General features: G+C 52.4%; 20 protein-coding genes. 8 read left to right on the top strand and 12 right to left on the bottom strand.

Annotation, left to right across the window (positions count from 1 at the left end):
• Positions 1-246: 246 nt before the first annotated feature.
• Positions 247-1257, top strand: a complete 1011-nt coding sequence (locus tag CBB91_RS10950; protein WP_273014089.1) for a LacI family DNA-binding transcriptional regulator — start codon at positions 247-249, stop codon at positions 1255-1257.
• Here the strand turns inward: CBB91_RS10950 and CBB91_RS10945 are convergent.
• Together CBB91_RS10945 and CBB91_RS10940 are read right to left on the bottom strand one after the other, a co-directional pair.
• Positions 1247-1873 carry a hypothetical protein gene (locus tag CBB91_RS10945; RefSeq protein WP_273014088.1) on the bottom strand — a complete coding sequence of 209 codons (627 nt, stop codon included), beginning with the start codon at positions 1871-1873 and terminating at the stop codon, positions 1247-1249. The genes CBB91_RS10950 and CBB91_RS10945 overlap by 11 nt on opposite strands.
• Before the next feature lie 479 nt (positions 1874-2352).
• The gene (locus CBB91_RS10940; protein ID WP_345906807.1) at positions 2353-3606 is read right to left on the bottom strand and encodes an MFS transporter; all 1254 of its coding nucleotides are present in this window, start codon (positions 3604-3606) and stop codon (positions 2353-2355) included.
• A 1176-nt stretch (positions 3607-4782) separates the two neighbouring features.
• Here CBB91_RS10940 and CBB91_RS10935 point away from each other — a divergent pair.
• Entirely contained in the window at positions 4783-6183 is a 1401-nt protein-coding gene (locus CBB91_RS10935; RefSeq protein WP_273014085.1) for a trehalose-6-phosphate synthase, read from the top strand.
• An 8-nt stretch (positions 6184-6191) separates the two neighbouring features.
• On the opposite strand, the gene CBB91_RS10930 is transcribed toward CBB91_RS10935, so the two are convergent.
• From CBB91_RS10930 to CBB91_RS10920, 3 genes are all read right to left on the bottom strand, one after another.
• On the bottom strand, positions 6192-6443 hold the full coding sequence (locus CBB91_RS10930) for a hypothetical protein (protein WP_273014084.1): 252 nt from the start codon (positions 6441-6443) through the stop codon (positions 6192-6194).
• Between the two features lie 45 nt (positions 6444-6488).
• Complete coding sequence (gene arsB, locus CBB91_RS10925) at positions 6489-7511, bottom strand: ACR3 family arsenite efflux transporter (RefSeq protein WP_273014083.1); 1023 nt, start codon at positions 7509-7511, stop codon at positions 6489-6491.
• Between the two features lie 126 nt (positions 7512-7637).
• Positions 7638-7973, bottom strand: coding sequence for a helix-turn-helix transcriptional regulator (locus CBB91_RS10920; RefSeq protein WP_035552148.1), 336 nt, complete (start codon positions 7971-7973; stop codon positions 7638-7640).
• Positions 7974-8238: 265 nt separating this feature from the next.
• Here CBB91_RS10920 and CBB91_RS10915 point away from each other — a divergent pair, with 265 nt between their 5' ends.
• The 4 genes from CBB91_RS10915 (at position 8239) to CBB91_RS10900 (ending at position 11760) form a co-directional block, all read left to right on the top strand.
• Complete coding sequence (locus CBB91_RS10915; RefSeq protein WP_273014082.1) at positions 8239-10224, top strand: TonB-dependent receptor; 1986 nt, start codon at positions 8239-8241, stop codon at positions 10222-10224.
• A gap of 138 nt (positions 10225-10362) precedes the next feature.
• Positions 10363-10986, top strand: coding sequence for a MotA/TolQ/ExbB proton channel family protein (locus tag CBB91_RS10910; protein WP_241764189.1), 624 nt, complete (start codon positions 10363-10365; stop codon positions 10984-10986).
• 7 nt (positions 10987-10993) lie between these two features.
• Positions 10994-11383, top strand: coding sequence for a biopolymer transporter ExbD (locus CBB91_RS10905; protein ID WP_273014081.1), 390 nt, complete (start codon positions 10994-10996; stop codon positions 11381-11383).
• Positions 11380-11760: a biopolymer transporter ExbD gene (locus tag CBB91_RS10900; protein WP_273014080.1), complete on the top strand. Its 381-nt coding sequence runs from the start codon at positions 11380-11382 to the stop codon at positions 11758-11760. The genes CBB91_RS10905 and CBB91_RS10900 overlap by 4 nt, the downstream gene beginning before the upstream one ends.
• A gap of 884 nt (positions 11761-12644) precedes the next feature.
• On the opposite strand, the gene CBB91_RS10895 is transcribed toward CBB91_RS10900, so the two are convergent.
• Positions 12645-14132 (bottom strand): DUF2271 domain-containing protein, encoded by a 1488-nt coding sequence (locus CBB91_RS10895; RefSeq protein ID WP_273014079.1) that lies wholly within the window; start codon positions 14130-14132, stop codon positions 12645-12647.
• Positions 14133-14277: 145 nt separating this feature from the next.
• On the opposite strand from CBB91_RS10895, the gene CBB91_RS10890 reads away from it, so the two are divergent.
• Both CBB91_RS10890 and CBB91_RS10885 read left to right on the top strand, forming a co-directional pair.
• Entirely contained in the window at positions 14278-15075 is a 798-nt protein-coding gene (locus tag CBB91_RS10890) for a DUF4198 domain-containing protein (protein ID WP_273014078.1), read from the top strand.
• Positions 15076-15114: 39 nt separating this feature from the next.
• Positions 15115-15615: a hypothetical protein gene (locus CBB91_RS10885; RefSeq protein ID WP_345906806.1), complete on the top strand. Its 501-nt coding sequence runs from the start codon at positions 15115-15117 to the stop codon at positions 15613-15615.
• Between the two features lie 97 nt (positions 15616-15712).
• On the opposite strand, the gene CBB91_RS10880 is transcribed toward CBB91_RS10885, so the two are convergent.
• The 6 genes from CBB91_RS10880 to CBB91_RS10855 all read right to left on the bottom strand — a co-directional run bounded on the left by CBB91_RS10880 (position 15713) and on the right by CBB91_RS10855 (position 24083).
• Complete coding sequence (locus CBB91_RS10880) at positions 15713-17308, bottom strand: MFS transporter (RefSeq protein ID WP_273014077.1); 1596 nt, start codon at positions 17306-17308, stop codon at positions 15713-15715.
• Between the two features lie 7 nt (positions 17309-17315).
• Positions 17316-17681, bottom strand: a complete 366-nt coding sequence (locus tag CBB91_RS10875; protein ID WP_035552163.1) for a nuclear transport factor 2 family protein — start codon at positions 17679-17681, stop codon at positions 17316-17318.
• A gap of 66 nt (positions 17682-17747) precedes the next feature.
• Positions 17748-18647: a nuclear transport factor 2 family protein gene (locus CBB91_RS10870; RefSeq protein ID WP_273014076.1), complete on the bottom strand. Its 900-nt coding sequence runs from the start codon at positions 18645-18647 to the stop codon at positions 17748-17750.
• Between the two features lie 98 nt (positions 18648-18745).
• On the bottom strand, positions 18746-21064 hold the full coding sequence (locus CBB91_RS10865; RefSeq protein WP_273014075.1) for a TonB-dependent receptor: 2319 nt from the start codon (positions 21062-21064) through the stop codon (positions 18746-18748).
• Positions 21065-21292: 228 nt separating this feature from the next.
• On the bottom strand, positions 21293-22975 hold the full coding sequence (locus CBB91_RS10860; protein ID WP_273014074.1) for a class I adenylate-forming enzyme family protein: 1683 nt from the start codon (positions 22973-22975) through the stop codon (positions 21293-21295).
• A gap of 91 nt (positions 22976-23066) precedes the next feature.
• Positions 23067-24083, bottom strand: coding sequence for a hypothetical protein (locus CBB91_RS10855; protein ID WP_273014073.1), 1017 nt, complete (start codon positions 24081-24083; stop codon positions 23067-23069).
• Positions 24084-24133 lie beyond the last annotated feature (50 nt).

The raw sequence follows: 24133 nt of genomic DNA, 5'->3' as shown, positions 1-24133 counted from the left end.
CTTTTATTTGCGCCACATGTCAGTANTGTATTGGCCTAACACTCAGCTGTTGAATCACACGCCAATTGAATTTGCATAAGTAATTTCTTGATTTATTCTGCGTATTCAAGTCAGTAACTGGCGTCGAATAGCTGCGCCAGGAACGCAACCATGGTCAGATGCGGCCAGCCAAACAAGACACAGCCAGTAGAAGGGAAGATAAGCCAAATGAATGATCACGTGGCAAAATCATCCAGAAAAATGACAATGGCTGAGTTGGCCAAGCTAGCCGATGTAGATGTTTCCACTGTCTCTCGCGCACTGAATGACAGCCCCTTGGTCAAGGAAGAGACCAAGAAGCAGATCATGAAGATTGCTGCAGAGACCGGCTATGCAGTTAACGCATCCGCTCGAAATCTGCGCCGACAATCGTCTGAAGCCTTGGGAATCGTGATTCCCCTTCGGCCGGAGTCCGGTCAGACGATCTCGGACCCGTTCTACCTGGAAATGGTCGGTGCGGTCAGCAAGGCCGCATCCGCCAACGGATATGATCTGATTGTCAGCATTCCGCGAGAAGACGAAACGATTGCTGAACGCCGTCTCCTNCAAACTGGAAAAGCCGACGGTCTGATCGTGATCGGCCAGGCTGGCATGTCCAAGCGACTTGAACACATAGGCCCGCTTGCTTCGAAAATAGTCGTTTGGGGCGGACAGACCGGGCACACAAACTACACCCTCGTCGGGAGTGACAATGTGGATGGCGGTCGGCTTGCAGCTGATCACCTGATCTCGATTGGTCGATCACAGATACTTTTTCTTGGGCCCATCAATCTGCCAGAGGTAAAGTTGAGACACCAAGGATTCCTGGAAGCCCACGCGAAACATGGAAAGCACTGGGACACCAACTTATTGCTGGAGATTGAGTTTGGCGGCCGCAATGCCTTTGAAGCCGTGATCGCAATGCTGGATTCCGGCACCAAATTTGACGCCATCTTCGCCGCCTCAGACGTGCTCGCGATGGCTGCCCTGATGGCACTGACATCCCGCGGCATCCGCGTTCCTGAAGACGTCGCTGTGACGGGTTATGATAATATCAGCCAGGCCAGCACAACGACTCCTCCACTGACAACGATTGATCAGAATATTGAACAAGGTGGACGCATGATGGTGGAGAAACTGCTTGCGCAACTCTCAGGAGAATCCGTCAAATCGGAATTGACACCTACCCGCCTGATTGTTCGGGAATCCACTTCGGGCGCGGCACAGCCTACTCAGTAGAAAGATCTAATTCTGGCAGCTCTATTTGGCGGACCGGCGGGAAGCTCAATTGTGCATCTTCGCCTGCACGCTCCGTAAACGGCCCAACAATCGTCGCACTTCCATTCGTCAAATCATGGGAGAGCATGCTCGCACCAAACATGCAGTCCAGCCCGCCCAATACACTCCCGGATTTCGAGCAAGGTCGCCAAGAGCCATCCAGCGCACTTGAAAGATAAAGACGCTGCTGCATCTCAACTTCGCTATCCGGCTGCCCCTCATACATTCGATTGCATGCGGAGATCAAAAGCAACCAATTGTCCGTTTCGGCATCATAGTACAGCTTTGGCACCTCGGACTGACTGTACTCATGGGCATCCGGAAGAAGGATGGGGGGCATAAGGTCAGCGCTCACCTCTCCGCCCTCATCCCGATATATGACCGCACGCGCAATTGCAGGCACCGCGGGCCCGACCTTTGCTGACCAGAATGCGTTCAATTGTCCATCTTTGTCTCGCACCAAGAACGGATCTCGCCAGGCCATGATTGGCCCACCCTCTTCCCCTGCGCTATCTCCAAGCCGATCACGCGGTCCGAGATAGAAGCCCAACGCCGTGATCTTTTCATAGTCGCGCATGGGGCAACTAATTGTCTGCACGCTTCCACTTTCGACTGTGCCATCAGACTGGCACTTGCCTATGCATATCGTTTGGAGAAAAGCACGGTCGTCAGCGACATCTCGGATGCCGGTATATCCGAACAGCACGTTACCGCCAGTGTTCTGGAGAACGGAGCCGCTCCATACGTTATGGGCGTCCGCACCATCTGGCGCACTTCCCGGCTCGATTGCGACCCCACAATCAGTCCACGTAGCCCCCGCATCCAATGAACTGAAGTGGCGCACATGAAAGCTGTGATCGTTGCGCCGCGACGGTTGAATATTGCCTCCATCGAGGCTCCGCCTACTCAACGCAAGGCAATACAAATGCAACGCACCATCCTCGGTTTTCTCTGTCCAGGAATCCCATAGCCACAGATCGGGATGACGAATTCCCCCGACAAACGGCGTTTCGCTTGGCGCTGGTATGGGAGCGGTGCGACGAACCATAAAACTTCCTAAGTGTACTCGTGTTGATCAGCCGCTTCGAGAGCAGATGCGGCTGGATTTGCGACCCAATTAATCAGCCCCATGACAAACAAGAGGCCTGCAAAGGCCGTGGCCAGAATAAATCCAATCCTCATATCGCCATTGCCGAACTGATCGCTCACAACTGCCATTAGCAACGGCGCAAAAGCCGCGGATGCTGCCGTGAAGAACAAGATCAGGCCCGCAACAGCGCCATGATCACTTTTTGGGAAGCAACTGATGCCTTTTGAATTCAACGTTGGATAAATCACCGACATGAAAAGTCCCGACAACGGAAGAAGGAAAACCGCTGCCGTTTTTCCGAGAAGCGCACTCGCAAGAAAGCAGCCGAAAATGATTGCCGTGAAAGCCAGCATTACCAATTTCCAGTCAACGAACCGCAACACAATTGCTCCCATGAACCGACCGATCGCGCGCAGTACGAAGAAGATCATCACCGCATAGGCCGCAAATCCCATCGCCAACTCTGTTCCCGTGAACCCTTCAAGAAAGGTCGGTAGCCATACGAATATCGCCACCTCGCAAGCGACATAGAGCGCTATCGCAAGTGAAAATCCGAGCGCGTGCACATTCCCCAGAAGCGATAGTGTATGCCGGATCGAGGCTGGCGTTTCTTTTTCGCCAGACATGGGCGGGTATTCTGTCACCAGTGCCGCAACAACCATTAAACCACATAGGCATGCCGCAATCATGTAGAGCCACGTCCAGGACAGTCCCTGCGATGTGAGCCACACGACGAGTAGCGGACCGATGATTGCGCCTACACCGAAGAACCCTTCGACAGCATTCATTCGTGCCGTGTGATCTTGCGTCGAACCGGCCAGATCGCCAATCAACGCCAATGCTGATGTTTTGAATACACCGATCGCCAGTCCCGAGATGAAGAGCAATGCGAAGTACAACTGAAAACTCTGACCAGACATAAAGAGCGCACTGGCAACACCATACAGGGCCAGTCCGCCAATAATTGTGGACTTCCTCCCGAACCGATCTGCAAGAAAGCCAAGGCCGATACCGCTCGCGGCAATAGCGACCATCGTTGCCCAATGGAAAGCACTCGCCTCGGTGTTGGTGAGGTTCATATCCACGCGCGCGATCTTGATAATTTCGCCAACTGCGTCCGTGGTCATCGCAAACATGAAGAACATCGCATAGGTAAGCGCCGACACCAGATGGCTACCGGTCCGTCGCGACTGCTGCGATTCCTGTACACTTTTATGCATCTTGTCGTTTCCTCTCCATCTGTGGTATTAAATAATACAATCGATTGCAATACATAAATCCGGTCTTTTTTGTTGTACCGGCGGAGGCGATATCATGGGAGGCAAATTCTATCGCGGCGGAATCGACGCCGGTGGCACCACATTCAAATGTGGCGTCGCTGACGAAGAAGGTGTGTTGGTTCAGCAATGCCGAGTCCGCGTCACCTCTCCAACAGAGACAATTTCGCAATGCCTTGANTTCTTTCGCCCGCTCTACGAATCTGAGCGCTTGAGGTCCTTTGGCATAGCCAGCTTCGGCCCAATCGACGTTGACCTCAGTTCGCCTGATTATGGCACCATCTTGTCTACGCCCAAGCCTGCATGGTCACATACAAACCTGCGAGCCGCCTTTGAAAAAACCATCGGCCTCCCCGTAGCAGTAGATGTTGACGTAAACGGCGCGCTGCTCGCTGAGCGCACACTGGGCGCAGCGAAAGGAACGAAATCTGCCGTGTACGTCACGGTTGGCACTGGCATTGGAGCAAGCATCTTTGCGAACGGATCCTTTCTGGGACGCCCAGTGCACCCAGAGTTCGGGCATATACCTCTTCGGCGAAATGAGCAGGACAAGTCGTTTGATTGCCTTTGCCCCTTCCANTCCGANTGTCTGGAGGGAATGATTTCAGCGAAGGCGGTTGGCGCACGCGCTGGCGAACCTTCTCTTCTGACAGAAGATGACCCCGTTTGGGAGATCNCCGCAGACTATCTGGCTCAAGCNTGTCGGAGCCTNTATTTGACNGCTCGGCCAGAGCGAATCATTCTTGGCGGCGGCCTGCTGCTTGCGCCTCACCTGATTGGCCGAATACGTCATGCATTTTATGATCAAATGGGCGGGTATCTCAGCATGGGCTGGGACGCGACTGTGGATCTTATCACCACGCCTGATCTAGGCGATAATGCCGGGTTGATGGGTGCCATCCTTTTGGGANAGGTTGATCGCTCGCAGCATTTTGCTCTGCTCGCATAGTGCGCCCTACGCGCAAGGCTTAAGAACAACCCNCACGAGTTCTTCAAAAGCGCTGNCNNCTCATGGTGCGAAACCNCGTGCCTTGCTCAAATAGTCACATCTTTTCTCGCAACCTTTCCGAGTGAAATGTGTTGCAGTGGTCAAAGCTTGAACTTTGCTTCGACCATNTNATGAGGAATACCGTGTCCAGACTANTCGTNTACTCCAATAGACTTCCATTGGGACAAACCGCATCTGGCGGCCTGGTTGTCGCACTGCAGAAGACCATGGAGAGCCAAGGTGGCGTATGGATTGGCACCAAGCTCGATGAGTCCATCTCCGATCATTTCTTGAAAGAGTATGATGGCGGAAAGTTTGATCGCCACGCACTTCATCTGCAGCCCAGCGAGTACAATGACTACTATCTGGGATACGCGAACTCGGTCCTGTGGCCATTGTTTCATGGACGCACAGACCTACTGGACGTTGCTCACGGCCAACTAGCGGCTTACGCCAGTGTGAACCANAAATTGGCTGAAGCAACGAGACACTTGATTACAGACGACGATACGATCTGGATTCACGATTATCACTTCATCCCACTGGCATCAGAATTAAGAAAATTGGGCGTCCAAAACCCGATCGGGTTCTTTCTGCACACGCCTTTCCCGACTTCAAGCGATGTCCACGCCCTCACTCACAAACGCAACCTGTTGGACTGGCTGCCTGCTTATGACCTTGTAGGTCTACAAACCCAGCGCGATGTGTCAGNAATGATTGAAGTCTGTAGAACAGTATTCGGCGGACAGATGCTTTCAGACGGTCGCATAAGATGCCAAGGTCGGGATATCTGGCCGGCCAGTTTCCCCATAGGTATTGAGGCCGAGAATTTTCGGCGAACAGCAGAAGCGCAGAAACCCCTGGCGCCCCAAATCGCATCAGGNCAAAGNCTGCTTATCGGCGTCGATAGACTGGATTATTCAAAAGGCCTGCCTCACAAGTTTCGCGGTTTCCAACGCTACCTTGAGGATAGAGCATCAAGCGATTCACCGCTAACCTTGCTTCAAATTGCGTCACCAACGCGAGAAGATGTTGAGGCGTACCAGGAGGTTCGCCGAGAACTGGAACAAATTACCGGCGAGGTAAATGGCAGGTTTGCCGAACTGGGTTACATNCCAATTCAATACATTCATCGATCAGTGCCCAGGGACTATCTAGCCGGCCTTTATCGCCGAGCCGATATTGCATTGGTGACCCCCCTCATCGACGGGATGAATCTCGTGGCGAAAGAGTACATTGCCGCGCAGGATCCAACAGATCCGGGCGTTCTGATCCTCTCAGAGGCCGCTGGGGCTGCTGAACAGCTGAAAGTTGGCGCGCTGATGGTGAACCCCTTCGACCCCGGGTCTGTCTCAGAAGCGATTCAAAGTGCCGCAAGCATGAGCCGTGAAGAACGAATTGAGCGCCATCAGTCGCAATGGAACGAAATCGCACGACACGATGTGCATTGGTGGACTGGAACATTCCTCAACAGTCTGAGGAGAAACGCTGCGCAGAGAATTGAACACGATTCAATTCTCCGGTTGGCGTGACATTCAAGTTAGTCGGGCTCTTCGTCGACACGTTCAATCTGAGTGGGTACCGGGCCGAGGGCAATCGGGTCTCCATCTCCCTTAAAGTGGCTTACTGCGTCTTCCTTGTCGGGTTCGGCTGGCCCCTCACCGGGCAACATTTGCTCGCGCCGACGTTTGGCTGCGCGATCTATTTGATTGGCCTCGCCAGGTGTTGTTCGGGGGTGGGCTGCGGTTTCCAGAGTCTTCCGGGTCATCATGTTCACCTCTTCAAAACTCATCAACTCTCCTGGCCGCTCAAGGTTTCATCGGATCAGACGCAGCCTCTAATCGGAAGAAAAATTTCCTCTTGTTCGGTTCGCGAATGCGACAAGCGACAACATGACTGGCACTTCAACAAGCACTCCGACCACAGTCGCCAACGCAGCGCCGGAGTTCAAACCGAACAGACTGATCGCTACCGCCACCGCAAGTTCAAAGAAATTGGAAGTTCCGATCAGAGCACAAGGAGCGGCAATATTGTGTGGCACCTTCCAGGCCCAGGCAGCTCCGTAGGCAAGCGCAAAAATTGCATATGATTGGATCAGGATTGGTACAGAAATCAGAGCAATGATCAGTGGATCAGACAGGATCACGCGGCCCTGGAACCCAAAAAGCAAAATGACTGTGCCGAGCAACCCAATAATGGAAAGCGGCTTCATATGTGACAGAAAGCGATGCAGGTGCGGTTCTCCCCCGCGACCCAATAGAAACGAACGCAACGCCACACCAGCTGCGAGCGGCAGCAGGACGTACAGTCCTACAGATAGTATCAGCGTCTCCCACGGAACACTCAATTCAGTCACACCAAGAAGAACGGCAACAATTGGCGCAAAAGCGAATACCATAATGGCGTCATTCACGCTGACTTGAACCAATGTGTAGTTTGGATCTCCACGCGTAAGCTGGGACCACACGAATACCATTGCTGTACACGGAGCCGCACCCAACAGTATCAATCCGGCAATGTATTGGTTGGCGTTTTCCGCAGGGATAAGATCTGCAAACACGTATCGGAAGAACAAAACGCCCAGCGCGGCCATGCTGAAGGGCTTTACGAGCCAATTTACGATCAAGGTTATCATCAAGCCCTTCGGCTTCTTGCCAACGTCCTTCAATGTGGAGAAATCGACACCCATCATCATTGGTAGAACCATCGCCCAGATCAGCACGGCTACTGGAAAATTGACGTTTGCATACTCGAACGACGCCAAGTCCCGAAATATACCGGGAAGCATCTGCCCCAATCCTATGCCCAGGGCGATCGCAGCAGCGACCCACAGCGACAGGTACCGTTCAAATTTTCCCATCGAGGTCTCCTACCAATCGGCACTCTTGCCAGATCCAGCGGGACACCAAGACAAATGCGCTCCGCCAGCTTCGGATCGCACATAGTACGGCAAGATCATTATTTCAACGTTTATTGAAATATCAAATCAGCATTTGACGACGCTGATATTGGATAGTGACCCGCAGACTTCGGGCCGTCCTCGACAACAATTCTCGACAAGAACCGACAATAGTTCACTGACGTTTTCGAACTCTGCGCGATAGATCATATGTCGACCATCACGCGCGACGCTTACGAGACCGGAGCTGACCAGGATATTCATGTGCCCCGACAATTTGTTAGGCGCGACATCCAACTCTCTCGCGATAGCGCCCGCTTGGAGCCCCTCCGGTCCCGCCTCCATCAAAGCACGAAATGCCAATAGTCGCGTTTCCTGTCCGAGCGCAGACAATTGCTTAAGCGTGGGGGCGAGATCTGTCATGCGAACAAATGTAGTCGCTGCCGGGTAAATGTATAGCTCNGGAAAGAACGGCGAAGACGATGCTGCAGCCGCCACATCCTCTCACCTCAACGATCTCCGACAGTTGCCATTCCTTCGTCCCTGATACGAGACAAACCGCCAAACACCTCCCCGCGATGGCAAATCCTAATTGCGAGTAATTTTCATTTGCAAAAAAAGCNCAGCGGAGGTATTCGGGCCGCCTAGTTGCGACTGAGTTGCATTTTCTACTTCTATGGAGGGGTCCATGAACCACACTATTCGCAAGAACACCCTACTAGGCGCCACCGCTATCGTCACAGCCATCGCGTTCAGCACGCCTGCATTGGCGCAGGATGCATCAGGTTCCGATGACGCCGAATTCCTTGGAACGCTAACTCTTGGGGAGAGTAAGCGCGAAGTCCAAGCTGATACGGCGACGCCCGTTACGGTAATCGATCAAGAGGAAATAGATGACAGGCAAGCGAGTACGGTGGCGGAGTTGATCGATTCTGTTCCCGGCGTATCTCTCGTGAACGGATCCACGCCAGTTGGCTCAGGCATCAACATCNGGGGTTTCGGCGCGAACGGCACATACGGCACCGACCAGAAAGTTGCCATTCAAATTGACGGTGCGAGTGTCGGGTCGGAAGAACTATATCGTGTTGGCACTCAATTGTTTACCGATCCATACCTCTACAAGAGCGTTGAAGTCATTCGGGGAACGGTCGGCAGCTTTGAATATGGATCCGGCATCATTGGCGGCGTTGTACGCCTTGAAACCATTGATGCGTCAGATCTGACAGGTGGTGAACCAGGCTTCGCGCTTCGCCAGACACTCGGCGGCGCAACGAACATGGATGGCTTCAACTCTTCAACAACACTCGCAATTCAGCCAACCGAAAATTTCGAAGTACTGGCAAACTATTCCTGGCGTGAACAACACAACCAAGAAGATGGTCACGACCGCGTCATCGAGAATAGTGAATTTGAGCTGCCGTCCTACCTCGTGAAAGCGCGCTACTCCGCCGGAGACCACAGTGTCACAGCCAGCTACACAAACACAGAGACGACCGAACGCGACAAGCCGTACGACTCTTTTGGAACCACCGGTGGATCATTCGGTAACGTCGATCGAGACACGACGTCAGAAACCATCGCACTGAAATACAACTACAACCCTCTCACGAACGACCTGATCAATCTCGACGTAATCTACTCATACGCAAATCAAGAAATCGATCAGACCTGCATCGTTGGCAGCGGTCCATTTGGGTGTTTCGCGACAGTTGATGCAGACCACCGGTATGAAACCTCAAAGTTAACGGTGAAGAACTCTGCCTTCATTGAGGCGGGGGTCCTTACGCACGACATTCGCGCTGGCCTCGAGTACATTTTGAAAGAACGTCTGGATGCCAGCTCTGCTCCAGGAGGCGAAGACAACAGATACGCATTCTTTGTTGTGGACAATATCGAGTTCGGCGAGGGTTGGAGCTTTACTCCGGCACTTCGCTTCGAGACTTCAGAAGTGGAAGGCGTTCTCGATGATGGCAGCAATGCGAGCTATGATAATGATGCGCTCATGGGTGGCGCTTCGCTCCGCTATGAGTTCGACAATGGCATCGCTCTGTTCGGCAGCTATGCGTACACAGAAAGCCTTCCAATCCTCGACGATCTTGAGAACGAAACCTATATGACCCAGCCTGAAATAGGAGAAACGGTCGAAATCGGTGGCTCATATGATCGTATCGGCGTGTTTGGCCGCGATGACTCGCTATCTATCAAAGCCAATTTTTACCGGACCGATCTTGAAGACAATACATCCTATTCCGGCGTCGATTCCGTTGAACTGTCCGGCCTGGAATTGGAAGGGTCATACGCTCGACGCGACGGCACTTACGTCGATGTCAACGCCAACATCGTTGATGGTGAGCAAACCAACACGACCGGCACAAAGTCTGACTGGCGAAACCTCACTGCTGACAGCATGCGCGTGACACTTGGCAAGAGATTCTCGCCGCTCGCTGACCTGTCCACGGAGTTTGTTGCAGCCGCGGACGATGAGATTAATGATCGCCCCGGTTATGTCACGGTCAATCTGCGCGCCACAATCACGCCACAGGAAGGCGTTCTGGAAGGCACCTCATTCCGCTTCGGAATCGAGAATGCACTGGACATGAACTACATGCCAGCGCTCGCCACCCGGACCGCTGCGGGACGCAATATCAAATTCACGGTGTCAAAATCCTTCTAGAAGGAGCTCCGACCTTCTAGTCCGTGGAAAGGCAAGCACCGAGCGCACTGTTGCTCGGTGCTTGCAGCCATCGGCAGACGACATCGACCATCGAATTATGAAATTTTCGAACCGTGAACGGACATACTTATGCTCACCATGTTTCAATCCCTTTATCAGGTCGGCGGCCCCGTCCTCGTACTAATCATCGCAATATCGACGTTTACTCTGGCGTTAATAGTTTACAAGTATTGGCAGTTTCGCTCTGACAAAATCGGACAGTTGAAAGCTATCAAGTCCGCTCTGTCCTCGTTGAATCGTGGTGATGTCAGAGAGGTCTACACGCTTTTATCCGGGTCAAGCCATTGGCTCGCTCAACTCCTGATCGACGCGATCCCGCTAAGGGATCGCGAGGGCCTGATTCCTCGCTTGGAAACGGAAGCCGAGCAGTCTCTGCAGCCGTATGAAAGTGGCTTTCGAATTCTGGACACAATCGCTCAACTTGCACCTCTGCTTGGACTGTTGGGAACGGTTCTGGGCATGATTGAGGCATTTCAGGCGCTTCAAACCGCCGGCTCTCAAGTTGATCCGGCCGCCCTTGCTGGCGGCATTTGGGTCGCACTGCTCACAACGGCCGCTGGTCTTTCCGTCGCCATGCCGACATCGATCGCGCTCTCATGGTTCGAAGCTCAAATTGATCGTGAACGCGCAATGGCAGAGCATGCTTTTACCGTCTTAGTCACTCCTACATCGGAAGAGCCCACCAGCACCAAACTGGAGTAACTGAACCATGGCATTAAAACGGGTTCGCCGACGCCGTCGCGCTTCAATCACCTCTCTTATAGATGTGATATTCTTGTTGTTATTGTTCTTCATGCTGGCATCCACTTTCTCGGATTTTTCCGAATTTGAGATTTCATCAGCGGAATCCCATGACGGTGTCGATAGCGATCCTCATGTGATCAAGCTACTGGTTACTAGTAATGGCGTCGACCTGTACGGAAAAACTATTCATTTCGAAAATCTATCCACCGAGATTCAAGCTCTTATCAGACCAGAGAGCAGTTCCATTGTAGCGGTAGGCGTTACCGAGCAAGCGACTACGCAGAACCTGATTGATGCTTTGTCCCTCATTCGAACATTCGAAAACTTTGAGATTGTCGTCGAGGAGCCCTCATGAAGCGTCTTCGTCAAAAGCCTCAGCGCGATCCTGTGATCTCGTTGATCAACATTGTATTCCTTATTCTGATTTTTTTCATGGTAGCTGGTTCTCTGTCGTCACCGCCAGATCCGTCCATAAAGTTTGTTCAGACGCAAAACCTTGAATGTTGCGTCCCGCCGGATGCTATTTCAGTAGATGAGTTTGGACATTTCACCCAGTCTGGCGGTGTGATCACGATTGACAAACTTGTTGCGGAACACCGAGACCAAACTGAGCCTCTAAGATTGCTGCCGGATAGAGAGTTACCCGCAAAGCGGCTGCTTCAACGGATCAAACAGCTTCGCACGAGAGGCCTGACCGATATCATCATCGTTACCGAGGATACGAGTAAGTGATCCAGAAGAATATTCTGCGTTTTTCCGCTGCGCTTTCAGCTGCGACNGCAACACATCTGANTGTGTTGGCNTATACNATGTCCCAGCCNTTGTCCGGGCCGGCATTGATTGCTGGCAACTCTTTCAGCGTGCAACTGGGCTCCACCGCCGAAACGACCCCAAGTTCGGATCCAAAGCCTACAAAGCAGGCTCCGGCGGAACCCGAGCCACAGCCTGCCCCCATCAAACCGGATACTACTCCCGCGCCAAAACCAAACAAAGAAACGGCGCTTCCGCTCCCGGATACGACGCTTCTTCCGGAGCCACCTCCAACAATAGAGCAAGAGCCTGCCGTCGAAACTGAGGCCGCACCCGAACAAGAGGAAGACAGCAGCAATCTAGTTTCAGACCCCGCGCATCTGGATTCATCAAAGGACCTCGANCAGGCTGTATCGGCGGACACCGGCTCGGAAAAATCCAGTGATGCTGAAANCGCCACGACGGAAACCNAGACCACCCCNGCGGGCGAAGCGCCAAGTGANACTCTGAACGATGCGAATTCAGCTGCGCCTGGCAACGCTNCAGAGTCAAATTACAAGGGCCTGGTGATGCAGCATCTATCACGTCAAAGGCGCCCTCGGGCCTCTAGTCCCGGCTCGGCATTCGTCGAGTTTCGTATCAGCCCACGTGGCGCGGTGAAAAGCATCAGTATTTCAAGAAGTTCTGGCTCGTCACGCTTTGATAGAGAGGCAATCATTGTCGTGAAAAAGGCGGCTCCTTATCCGAAGCCACCCGTTGGTGTGAACACCATGTTCACTGTTGAAATTGCAGGCACCTAAACATCTTCCACCTAATCCGATAACGGTCGTTCTTGACTATAGACGTTCAGAAACAGTCAGATAGCACTATCCCGTCTTACCAAAAGTGATGGCGATGGCGCCCAGCTCTTCTCCAGCTTCGAGCTTCTCTGCTATAGCTTGATCGGATAGCGTGAAGCTCAAGCGCTCGTGCTGATGTCCCCCATGCTCGCGCGCAGCTTCCAGGTGCAATGTGTACTCACCTTCCGGCACCGGTTCACCATCGTCGTTCAGACCATCCCACTTCAAGGTATATTCACCGGGACGACGCGTCGGTCCGGACACTGCATCAACAAGGCTTCCCGCTTTGCGGCCAAAGCGCCTGTGCCAGTAATAATTCTCTTCCATCCAGCGCGCCTCTTCACCAGCCAGCATGAGGATTCTAACCAAATTGCGTTCGGCGTCCGCAATCCAAACCGCAACATATGGGCGCTCGTAGTCGGCAAGGTTGTGTTCGGGTATCTCAAAACTCACCGCGAACTCTGTGCCGTCCGGCCATACGGCCCCGACNTCGTCACTTCTAGCATTCTGCAATAGCAAGCCGGACCAGCCAGATGTCGCGTGGTGTCGCCCGTCTGAGGATATGATCTCTGCTTCCACGCCAGGCTTGGACTCTATAAATTCAAGACCGCCCTTCAGTTCCATGACCATCAACGCAGTCGCGATTGCGTCGGCTTCGATCGCCGAAGCAGCGTAAACGCTNGCCGACTTGATGTGAGATACTGGCCAACCGTCAGCTGGCGAAATGATGTGTCCAAATTCTTGACCGTTGATTTCAAGACTTCGCGGACTTTGCGCACTTGTCGCCACCGCGCCACCAGTGAGTTTTAACATCGTTCCATGCGCACTAGCACCGTCCGCCAGCTCGGACTCAGACGTTACAGCGACTTTCCATTGCCCTCCATCGTCAGAACCCTTGCCCCAAACGCGTATGTCNCCGCCAATATTGAGAAGTAGGCCTTCTGCGCTTGGCGCAGCCGCTCGACCAACTTCAACAGCTGAATCCAATATGTATCCCTTGGCCAATGCATCCATGTTGAATTGAACAATGTCGGGACGCTGGATAGTCGCTCGACCCTCGTCAATCTCTACATCCGCTCGCCGTATTTCGCCCGCTTTAGTTCGCAGTTCGGGTCGCTGCGGAAGCGTCTGACTCTTCGCAGCAATTGACCATTCATTGACCAATTCGCCGACACGACAACTCAGAGCCTGATCTGTCTCCACCCGATAAGCTTCACAGCTATTCCAAACTTCCAAGAGGTCCGTCGAAACACGTTGTTCATGTGTCGCGTTCAGTCGCCGTANTTCGGATTCCTGGNNCAANCTGAACACGGAATTAAGTCGTTCGATTTCTTCAAGTATCGCTGTCTCGACTCGAGTTGCCTCACTTTGCGTCGGCGCCACTACCACCAGATCAAAAGACGTTCCCAGNACGTAGTCGTGATGACTCTTGAACGTATCAGCATGAGCAAATTCACGATTGGCGACGGTCAGTCCGCACACGACCGCCAATCCGATGAGCGTATATTTGAGCATGAGGTCTCCAATTGCCAAGCTCCAGTCACATCACGTCGAAACCCGAGAGGCGGATGCGATGGAGCATAATTCTTACTTGCAACTAAATCTCATTTGCATATTGTGCAAGCCAAATACTGATACATTCTCAACCTAGGGGCCTTTCATGAACGGACTGAAAACCTGCGCGTCGGCGCTCACTGCCATTATTGCCTTCAGCGGGGCCGCACATGCCCACACATCATACGTCGTGCCGAACGTCTTTGTGACAAGCGAAGGCCAATATGTGACGGCTCAATCCGCTTTCACCGAAGACCCATTCGTTCCCGAAATCGCTGTGGCGTCGGACGATTTCCACGTTGTCTTGCCCGATGGCGTAAGAGACGATTTCGACGTCATCACGCCTCTGCACCAAGTAGTGATTCTTGAAGAATCTCTTCGCGATGAAGGCACATACCGTCTCACAACTGGTGTACGTTATGGTCGGAAAAGCCAAAAAGCGCTTGTTGATGGAAAATGGGTCCCGGTATTTGGCCCCGATGCACAAGTCCCTGAGAATGCCACTGAAGTCATCAGTAGCCAGACTGTAACCGTCGCAGATGCATATGTCACAAAGGGGGCCTCAACGTGGGAACCTGTCAACCTGGGGCTTGGCCGCCTGGTTCTGAAACCGTTGTCTCACCCCAACGAAATCTATTTGGAAGATGGTGCTGAATTTGAAATCTTGTTCGACGGCAAACCATTGGCGAACCAGTCTGTCGAAGTCAAACGCGAAGGCGGGGCATATGAGGATGCCAAGTTTGAGCAACACATTGAAACCGACGAAAACGGAATTCTGTCGCTCTCTTTCGATCGAGCGGGAAAATACCTGATCATGACTCGCCATGCCTCGCCTGCTCCTGAAGGCGCTGAAGTCGACGAGCATAGTCACACCACTTCTCTAACATTCGAAGTCGCAAAATAACATTCTGATCTAATACGGATANACAANATGAAATACGCCATGCCCGCCCTAGCCATCCTNGCTTTGGGTCCGCTCACCGCTTGCACAACTCAAGAAGCCATCACGACTACTGAATCGGAAATTGCCACCACAACATCTGAAACCGCAGAGCAGACCGACCGGCCGATAAGCAGCGCACGCGGCCATAGCAAGGCGGCCTTCTTCGATAAATATGACATCAACGGAGATGGCAAGNTTTCAGAAGNCGAGTTCATGGGCGAACGCGAGGATGGCTATCGTCGCAGGGACGCAAATGGCGACGGGCAGGTCCATGCAGAAGAATATGTATCCGAGTATGAAGTCCGTCTTTTGAAGCAAATGGANGACCAACGCACGCGCCAGATCGACCAAGCCGACTTCAGGTTTACCGTATTGGACAAGAATGAAGACGGAAATCTGTCACTGGATGAATTCCACGCATCCGGCTCTCGTATGTTCTCCGCTCTGGACACGAATGAAGACGGGATCGTTGATGAACTAGACGACGCAGAGAATTACTGAATCAGAACCAATCGTCTCTTATTGAACGAAACAAGCTGCGGCTCCTCCGAGGGGCCGCAGCTTTTCCTTTTCCTCGTACCACGTGGATGCTGCCCAACTACCCCACCGACAACAGCTCGCGTTCGCTTTGTTCCCGCACGCGCGCCTCATCGGCGGGCAATGCACGGAATGCAATTATGCCAAACAACAAGCCTCCGACTGGTAAGGCCAGGCACCATATCATCGCCAACCGAAGTGCCTCAGCGGGCGATGCTCCGCCTGCAGTGTAAACATCACTGACCTGACCTATGAGGTAAGGGCCAATCGCGGTTCCGATCAGCGTCGTAACCATGGTAAAGAACGCGTAGGACGTCGCCCTGCCGCGTGGAACATTCANNTCGTTGATCGTGGCCATCGCTGGCCCAGTTGCCATCGCCGTAAAGAAGAACAAGACAGCAAGACAGGCATAGGCTGAAANCAGCGTCGTNGAGAAGAGAAAGGCCGAGGACATGATTATCGCCCCAACNGTAGCGGCGAGATAAACTACCAATTTCCCATGTACAAATTTCTGGCGAAGCCGATCAGCAAGAATCCCCCCAAAAGTAATTCCGCAAAACCCGGATACTGCGCTCGACAGCCCCACGACCATTCCTACCTGACTATTGGCGACTTCATAGGTTCTCTGAATAAGAGGAACACTCCAGAATGCGAATGCTACACCGACGAAAACCACGCCCGCGGCCGATATAGTCAAGCAAATCATCGCACGTGACCTGAACAACAAATGAAACACGTCCGGGTCTCTCAACAGAAATGACTGGCTCCATGAAAACGCTGCAAAGACGCCAATTGCAAGCGCTACCCATTGGGTAACATCTCCAGTAAGCAGAATGAGCCCCCAAGCCAAGACCGCCAGCAAAGCAATGGTCACAACGTTCACGACGATGAGTGAAGGTTTCGCGCCGCCGCGCGCCAACATGAAAAGGTTGAGGACAGGAACCATACTGCCAAGCGACACGGCTACTTCCTTCAAAGGCGAGCCGGCAATAGGCTTGGCGCCGCCATCGTAACGACCTCGTTCAGGCTCGCGAATCTTGGCGACAACAAGCGACAACAGCAGCCCAGGCAATCCAACGGCCATGAACGCCACTTGCCACCCTTTCAAACCAAACGGAGCGAGTGACGTATCAGGGTACGTCGCGGCCCAGGCATCAAGAATTGACCCGCCCAAGAACAATCCACAGCCAAGGCCGATATACACACCGCCCGCATACAAAGCGACGACCGTAGTCCTCAAATGGGGAGGGTAGTAGTCGTACAACAGCGACAAGGCAGCTGGCGACGCGCTCGACTCTCCAATTCCGACGCCGAACCTGTAGGTTGCCAGAGAAGCAAACCCCTTTGCGGTGCCAGACAAGGCCGTCATCAAACTCCAGAAACCCAATCCTAGGGAGATCAAATGAGTTCGATTCCAAGCATCGGCCAATCGACCAAGCGGAATGCCAAAAGTCGCGTAAAATACAGCGAATGCTGTTCCGTACAGAAACCCTAAATCGGCATCCGATATTTGGAGATCCGCTTTGATGTCTTCGGCCAGTATCGCCAATATCTGGCGATCCAGAAAGTTCAGAACGTAAACGAGAAAAAGGATTACCAGTACACCATTGGCGTATCCTCGGCTTTCCTTCACGGGGGCGGCGACTGACTGATCCACAATAATGCTAGCGTAGTGCAGCCAGAGGGGTTGGATCGAGATACTCTTCAATCCGAGCAATCTTTCCGTCTTCTACAAGCACAACTGCGATCGCATCAGCTTCTATGGTTTTGTCATCTAGCGTCACAACTCGCAGAATATGCTGCTGAAGCCAACCACCCGGAATCTCGACCATCCTCTGGATGTCATACGTGCGCGATTTGGTCTTCGAAATGATGTTCTTGAACGTTGCCATGTTTTGGTCAACGGTTTGCGTCTTGCGGTCATAATTGTGCCAGATACCGGCGTCTGGTTTGAAGCATGCGCGAGCGCCGGGCTCGTCACCCGCTTCCAGGCGGCTCTTGAATTTTTCGGCTAGGTCCAATGCACTCATGGGAAAAGTCCTGATGTAGTTTGAATGGAGCGCCCCATTGAGATGGGGCGCGGCAATAAAGGTTCCTTATTCGTCCAGCAGCGCCTGCACGTGGTCCGGCACCGGCTCTCCTTTGCGGGTCAAGTCTCCGATTGCGGGATTGAAGTAGTCCCTCCACAAACGGATCTTTCCATTCTCGAACTCGAACATACCCATATATGGGATCTGAATCCGATTGCCTTTTGCATCAACGAAATCGTCTGCACCCTCAACCATCAAAATATCACCATCTTGCGCGTGACGATTGATACGCCACTGGATATTACTCATCCCGGCGCCAAACTTTTCAAGGAATGCACGAATTTCATCAGGACCCTTCAATGGCTCTGACCCAACGCGAAAGTAATAGGTTACATCAGGCGCGACATGCGCCAAGACGCCATCGATGTTTCCAGCTTTCCAGGAATCCATAATCTGGTTGACGGTAGCGAGATGATCCGGCTCAGGCTGAATGACGCCCATTTCTGTAAGGAGCTCGTTTCGGTCATAGTATTCGCGCCATTCTGTGACCTTGCCCCCTTCAATAACCAGCACACCAGTAACTGGAACAGCCCCATGCTTGCCGTTGACGTCGAAGTCATCAACGCGCTCCAGGAATACAGTGTTGCCAGTCGCGGAAACTGTCTTGAGTTGCAGCTCCAAGCGAGTAGCATTCTTCAGCAATGCGCCGAGGTGCTCCCGCAAGGTTTCGCGACCATGAATTGGCTCAATCATCATTGAATGCAAAACGGCATCCTCAGAAAACAAGTTTGCAATTCTATCGACGTCCAGATCATTCCAGGCGGCAACCATGTCTTTTGCAACGGCAATGCTTTCTGCTTCCAATGTGCTTTCCACGGCCAATTCAGTCTCCATATTTTGAGGGGCAGTCTGACAGGCGGTCACGAACATCGCGCTCGCTACAGCCAGTTTTGAAATGAGTTTCATCGATTCATTCCTGATGGGTTGAGAGATAGGAGGCCGGCCCGCTCCTGTTAGGTGCGGGCCGGTCTTGCTCGAGCAAAAGGGGCACTCGAACAAGTGCGCTAAAATTGATAACCGAATGAAATTCCATATGTGCGCGGCGCGCCGAGCGTAGAAACTTCATCCCCCAAGAAGGCAATGATATTTGTTCGATAGAGCTCATCAGCGAGATTTTTGCCCCAGAGCGAAACGGACCAATCAGCGTCTTGCGGTGCGTATGTGACACGCCCATCTATCAGTCCGTATGCTTCTTCCTTTTGAAAATTGTCAGGTAGCCAGTAAAGCTCACCCTGCGCCGCATAACTCAATCGAAGCGTGAGCGCGTCAGGATTTCCCAGGAAATCTGCCGTGTACTCTCCTCCGATGTTGAACTGGTAATTCGGTGTGCGCTGCAATTCGTTCCCCGAATTATCCAGACCATTCGAGTCCACGAAGTCTTCATATTCTGTGTCGAGCAATGTCACCGCCCCGAACAGGAACAAGTCGTCGTTCACGACCCATTGCATCTCCGTCTCAATGCCCATGATGTTCGCATCAGCCGCATTGTCCGTAATGTTGCACAGACATCCATCGTCAGTTTGAGTGACCTGAAGATCCTTATACTTCATAGAGAATAAAGCAGTGTTCAGACGAGCCCGGCCATCAAGCAGGTCAAGTTTCAGCCCCAACTCAATGTTCTCAACGGTTTCCGGATTGTATGGAGTTGTCGCAGCTGCTGGGTTCGCTGGCGTATCTTCAAATCCACCGCCCTTGTAGCCGTGTGAATACGTCAGGTACGTCAGGATAGAATCATTCGGCTCCCACTCAAGTGTGGCCTGAGGTGTGACTTCTTCCGTTGTTTGTGAATAAGCCACATCGGTAAACGGCGTGATGAGTGGAGACAACGGAACTGTGTCCGTTGGATTGTATCTGTCGCCGGTCTGAATCTGGAGCCCAGAAACCGTTCCGGTCTTTTCATCCTGCGACCAACGCACACCAACCGTACCACGCAGCTGGTCCGTAAACTCATATCCAACCTGCCCAAATACAGCGCGACTGCTCGTCTCGCCGTTATTGATCCAGTGGGATTCTCCTGACAGCGTTCCAAGAACAGTCAATGGAACTTCAGCGAGATACTTGTCGAACTTGTCGACGTCATCTTCCTGAATATACGCTCCAACGAGCCAATTCAGAGGACCATCACCATTCGATAGAAGACGAAACTCTTGGGTAANCTGCGTAATCTCTTCGTCTTCCAAAACGGGGAACGAAAATGCCAACGGTGTAGGAGTTACGCCAAAACCGTTTCGGTAGCCGATGCCCGTTTGGTCATACATGCTATAGGCTTCGGCAGTTCGATATCCTGTGATCGACCGGAACGTGGCAATATCTCCAAATCCCTTTTCAATATCCAGCGTGACGCCGATCGCTTCGCGACGAAGGACTTGGGATTGATCTGAATTATCACCCGTATACCGATAACTTTGTGGAAGGCTCTCGCGAATGTCGAGACCGCCGGGCAACAGCGCGGAGATGGCATCTCGGGTCGTGCTCCATGGCCCCTGACCCGCCGCATTCGGATCGTCAATTGCTACACGATGAATTCCGTTCGACGAATCATCTGAATAATCAACAATGCCGCGGATAGTCAGGTCAGCCCCATCGGGCTCCCACATCAATTGCGCTCGCGCCTGAAAGGAATCTAGATTGTCGAGGTCACGTTTGAGCGTGAGGTCTTTGTTGTATCCGTCATGCTTGCGGGATTGAAACGAAAGACGGCCGGTTAAATTCTCCGCAATCGTTCCGGTCACATGACCGTTGAACAACTGACTGTCATAATTTCCGAACTCCGCTGTGAACGCTCCCCCGAAGTCTTCTTCCGGTTTGGCCGTATAAATGGAGATCGCTCCACCAACAACGTTTCGTCCCAACAGCACGCCCTGTGGGCCACGAACTACTTCAACTCGCTCGACATCAAAAAAGTCCGAGTTCAGAAGGCCTGAACGACCGACATATACATCATCGATGAAGATACCGATTGATTGGTCGGCGGAAGGTGAATCCAGTCTCGTATTCGTGATACCCCGAATATTGAATTCCTGGTCCAAGGGTGAGTTTTCAGTGTAACTCAACGAGCTAATGTTACGCGCCAAATCTGAATAACTCAGCACCCGATCCTTTTGAAGCGANTCGCCGGTAACNGCGGATACAGCTACCGCAGCATCCTGCAAAGTCGACTCTCGCCTTTGTGACGTGATCACTACCGTATCAAGAGTACGAGACCCCGCTGATCCCGCTTCTTCGANACCATCTACATCAGCATCCTGAGCATAAGCTGTGTTACTGAAAGCAACTATCGCAAGCGCCATCGCGCTTGTTCGCATCAATCCAAAGCGACGCATCGCTCTTCCTCCCATTGTAAGTCTTCTAAACGAGACCGTTCAGTTCTGGTTTGACCGGTGTCTAGGTGACCGGTTCTAGCCATACGAAATTGCTAAACAGCACCAGTGGGTTTGTCAATGCAAGTTACTAGTTTTTCGATATCGCAAGTATATTCGCTTAATTATGTCAGAAGCGAACGGCTCGCTTAAATTGCTAAACGAAACCCAAAAGCAGAATTTTGATGATAATCAGTCGCGGGATGCTATTTCAGATAGATCCCGGCGCAGAACTTTTCCTAGTGGGTTGCGCGGCAAACTCGGAACAACAATCAGCTTCTCTGGTAACTTGTACACGGAGATTTCTTTTGACTTCAAAAAATCCACCAGGATCTCCAAGTCGATATCCGCATCTGGCTGNGTAACCACCACAGCGCAGACGCGCTCCCCCAGCCGATCGTCCGGATAAGCTGCGCAGGCAGCTTCCTTCACGGCGGGGTGGCTCTCGATAAGACTATCCAGTTCAGCCGGAGAAATGTTCACCCCGCCCCGGATGATGATTTCCTTGGACCTGCCAACGAATTGATAGAAACGGCCACCCTCTGCTGTCGAAATTTCGAACAAATCGCCAGTCTTGAAATAGCCCTGATCATCGAATGCTTGCGCTGTCAGCTCAGCATTGTTCCAGTATCCATCAAACACCATCGCCCCATCAATACGCAACTCTCCAGGCATNCCGGGCCCGCTGATGTCTTCTCCGGTCTCCAAGTCTACCAANCGTGTTNTTATGCGTTTTGGAAAGTCCATCTCCCACTCCAGCCCGGGCACGCCAAACCTTGGAAACAGAGCNGCGCGCATCTCAGGATCANCCACAACAACGGGCGTTGAAATAAGAGAACATCCCTCGTTCGATCCGAATACGTTCATGATAGACACGCTGTACTGCTCCTGCCACGCTTTCACCATGAAGGGAGGTAGCGGCGCTGATCCNGAGGCNATACATTTGACTTGTCCGAAATCAATGCCGTTCAGCAATTCCGGTTTCTTCAACAACATCGTCAAAATCGCAGGGGGCGCGACCGTGTAGTTAATCCCTTCCGCCTGGAACTGCTGCAGAAAGACCGCCAAATCGAATGGATGGTGTTGCACCAGACAGCCACGACAAAGCAACCAAGGGACAACCATTCCTCCAAACGCCGCGATGTTGATAAGCGGAAAGGGGTTTAGAATGCGATCCCCCTCGCCCAACATGGCTGCTTCAACCATGCACTCACCATTAAAGACCCAATGCGCATGATGCCGCGGTACGCCCTTTGGGTCCGCTTCTGTCCCGGACGTCCAGCAAATCGTCGCAACTTCTCCCGAATGCAATTCTGGATCCGCCAGCTGAACATTTACAGCCGCCGATTGTGCACTTTCCAGGGACTGAAAAATCTCGCCTTCCCCAACACAAATAACAGGGCCGTCATATACTCCTTGATCTGAAAGCTCTTTCATCTGTTTGGCGTGATCGCATCCGTGAAAGTCTCTCACGGTCAAAACCAAAGATGGCTCCAATTGCTTGATCACCGACGTCAATTCATGTTTTCGAAATGCCATCGCAACCGGACTGAGTATTGCACCAATTCGCGCACATGCGAGAAAAGCGAGAACACCCTCAACAATGTTGGGCAATTGGGTGAGCACGACATCATCACGACCAACACCAGCGGACACAAAAGCCTTGGCCATCGCATCAACACTCTGATCCACTTCGTGAAATGTTAAACGCTGTGGCTCGTCTCCCAGCAAAANGACCCTATTGGAAGGGTCTACCAACGCCAACTGATCGCCGCAGCTAGATACCGCTTCCTTTAACAGATCGTCGATTGTCCGCTTACCCCACCATCCTCTTGATCTGTATTCTTCCAGACGCGCCTGTGGTGTGATTTGCATATTTTCTTCTCCCCGATAGCTCGCACAACTGCCGTGTACGTTTATAAATAGATGGGCTCAGCGCGTGTTTTTCGCACCTCGAGAGTTCCTTTCAACCACGCACCTCAAATGGCGTCGCTAAAGGCAATGACACGAGACCAGCAGGTGCCTCTATGAGCGTTGGAATAGCGTTGACCACAGTACCCGCAACGGCCATCTGTTCCGCGCTTGTGCGGCCCGGAATACCTTCAGGGCGCTCGACCCCAAATGAAATCGCTACGTTGGGGATTCCCTTAACCTCGAGCTTCCACAAGTCTTTGTCACCACCGTTGACATGCTCATCATTCATCGCCCACGCAATGGACAAAAAGACTTTCTCTTCTCCGCCAATCATGCCTCTCCAGCGCCAATCTATATGACTGGCAGCCCCCTTGCGGATTTTACCAGCCCGAACTTCGAGATCACGACCAGAAGGCAGCATACGATGTTTTCTCTTTATCTCGTCCAGTTGCCAGCCCAAGGAATGTGCAACCGACGCCACAACATCCTCGAACATTGCATTTAGCGTTTGCGCCGGCGCCCATTCGTCGCTGTTCATGTCCACCGAACCGACTTCTTTTCCGAAACCCAGCAAATCAAAAACGTATTCAGGGCTCGCGATTTCGTCGGTTAGAACCACTTCGCTGAGGGACACCGACGATACGGCGGAGCAAACGCTCGTTGCGGTAACGAGTAAGCGCTCAGCTGCGAAACCTGGATTCAATCCTGTTCCTGCAAAACTGACGCCACCCTCCTCGCAAGCTGCTTGGAGTTTGTCTCGCCGCGCTTTCGACCAATTCGGATAGAACGTGTTTCCATTGATGCTAAGTACATTTTTTCCTGACTTTAGCAGTCTCACAATGTCATCATCGTGACTGTCATGCGTAGCACCTAGACGCGCAGCGTGAACCACAAGATCCGCATCCAGCGCGACAATATCCTCAATGTCATTTGAAGCCAGAATTCCAGTTTCAGGACGATTTGCAATCTTGCCGGCATCGGAACCGGACTTCTTCGGACTATACACATACAAACCGACCAGATGCAGATCGGGCCGGTCAATGATAGCACGCAGGCACGACTTTCCCATCGCGCCCGTAGCCCATTGAATGACTTTGTACTGCCTGGACCCACCATTCA

The organism is Hyphomonas sp. TMED31 (assembly GCF_002172815.1).
GTDB classification, from domain to species: Bacteria; Pseudomonadota; Alphaproteobacteria; order Caulobacterales; family Hyphomonadaceae; genus Hyphomonas; species Hyphomonas atlantica.
This window is presented reverse-complemented; position numbering and strand designations above follow the sequence as displayed.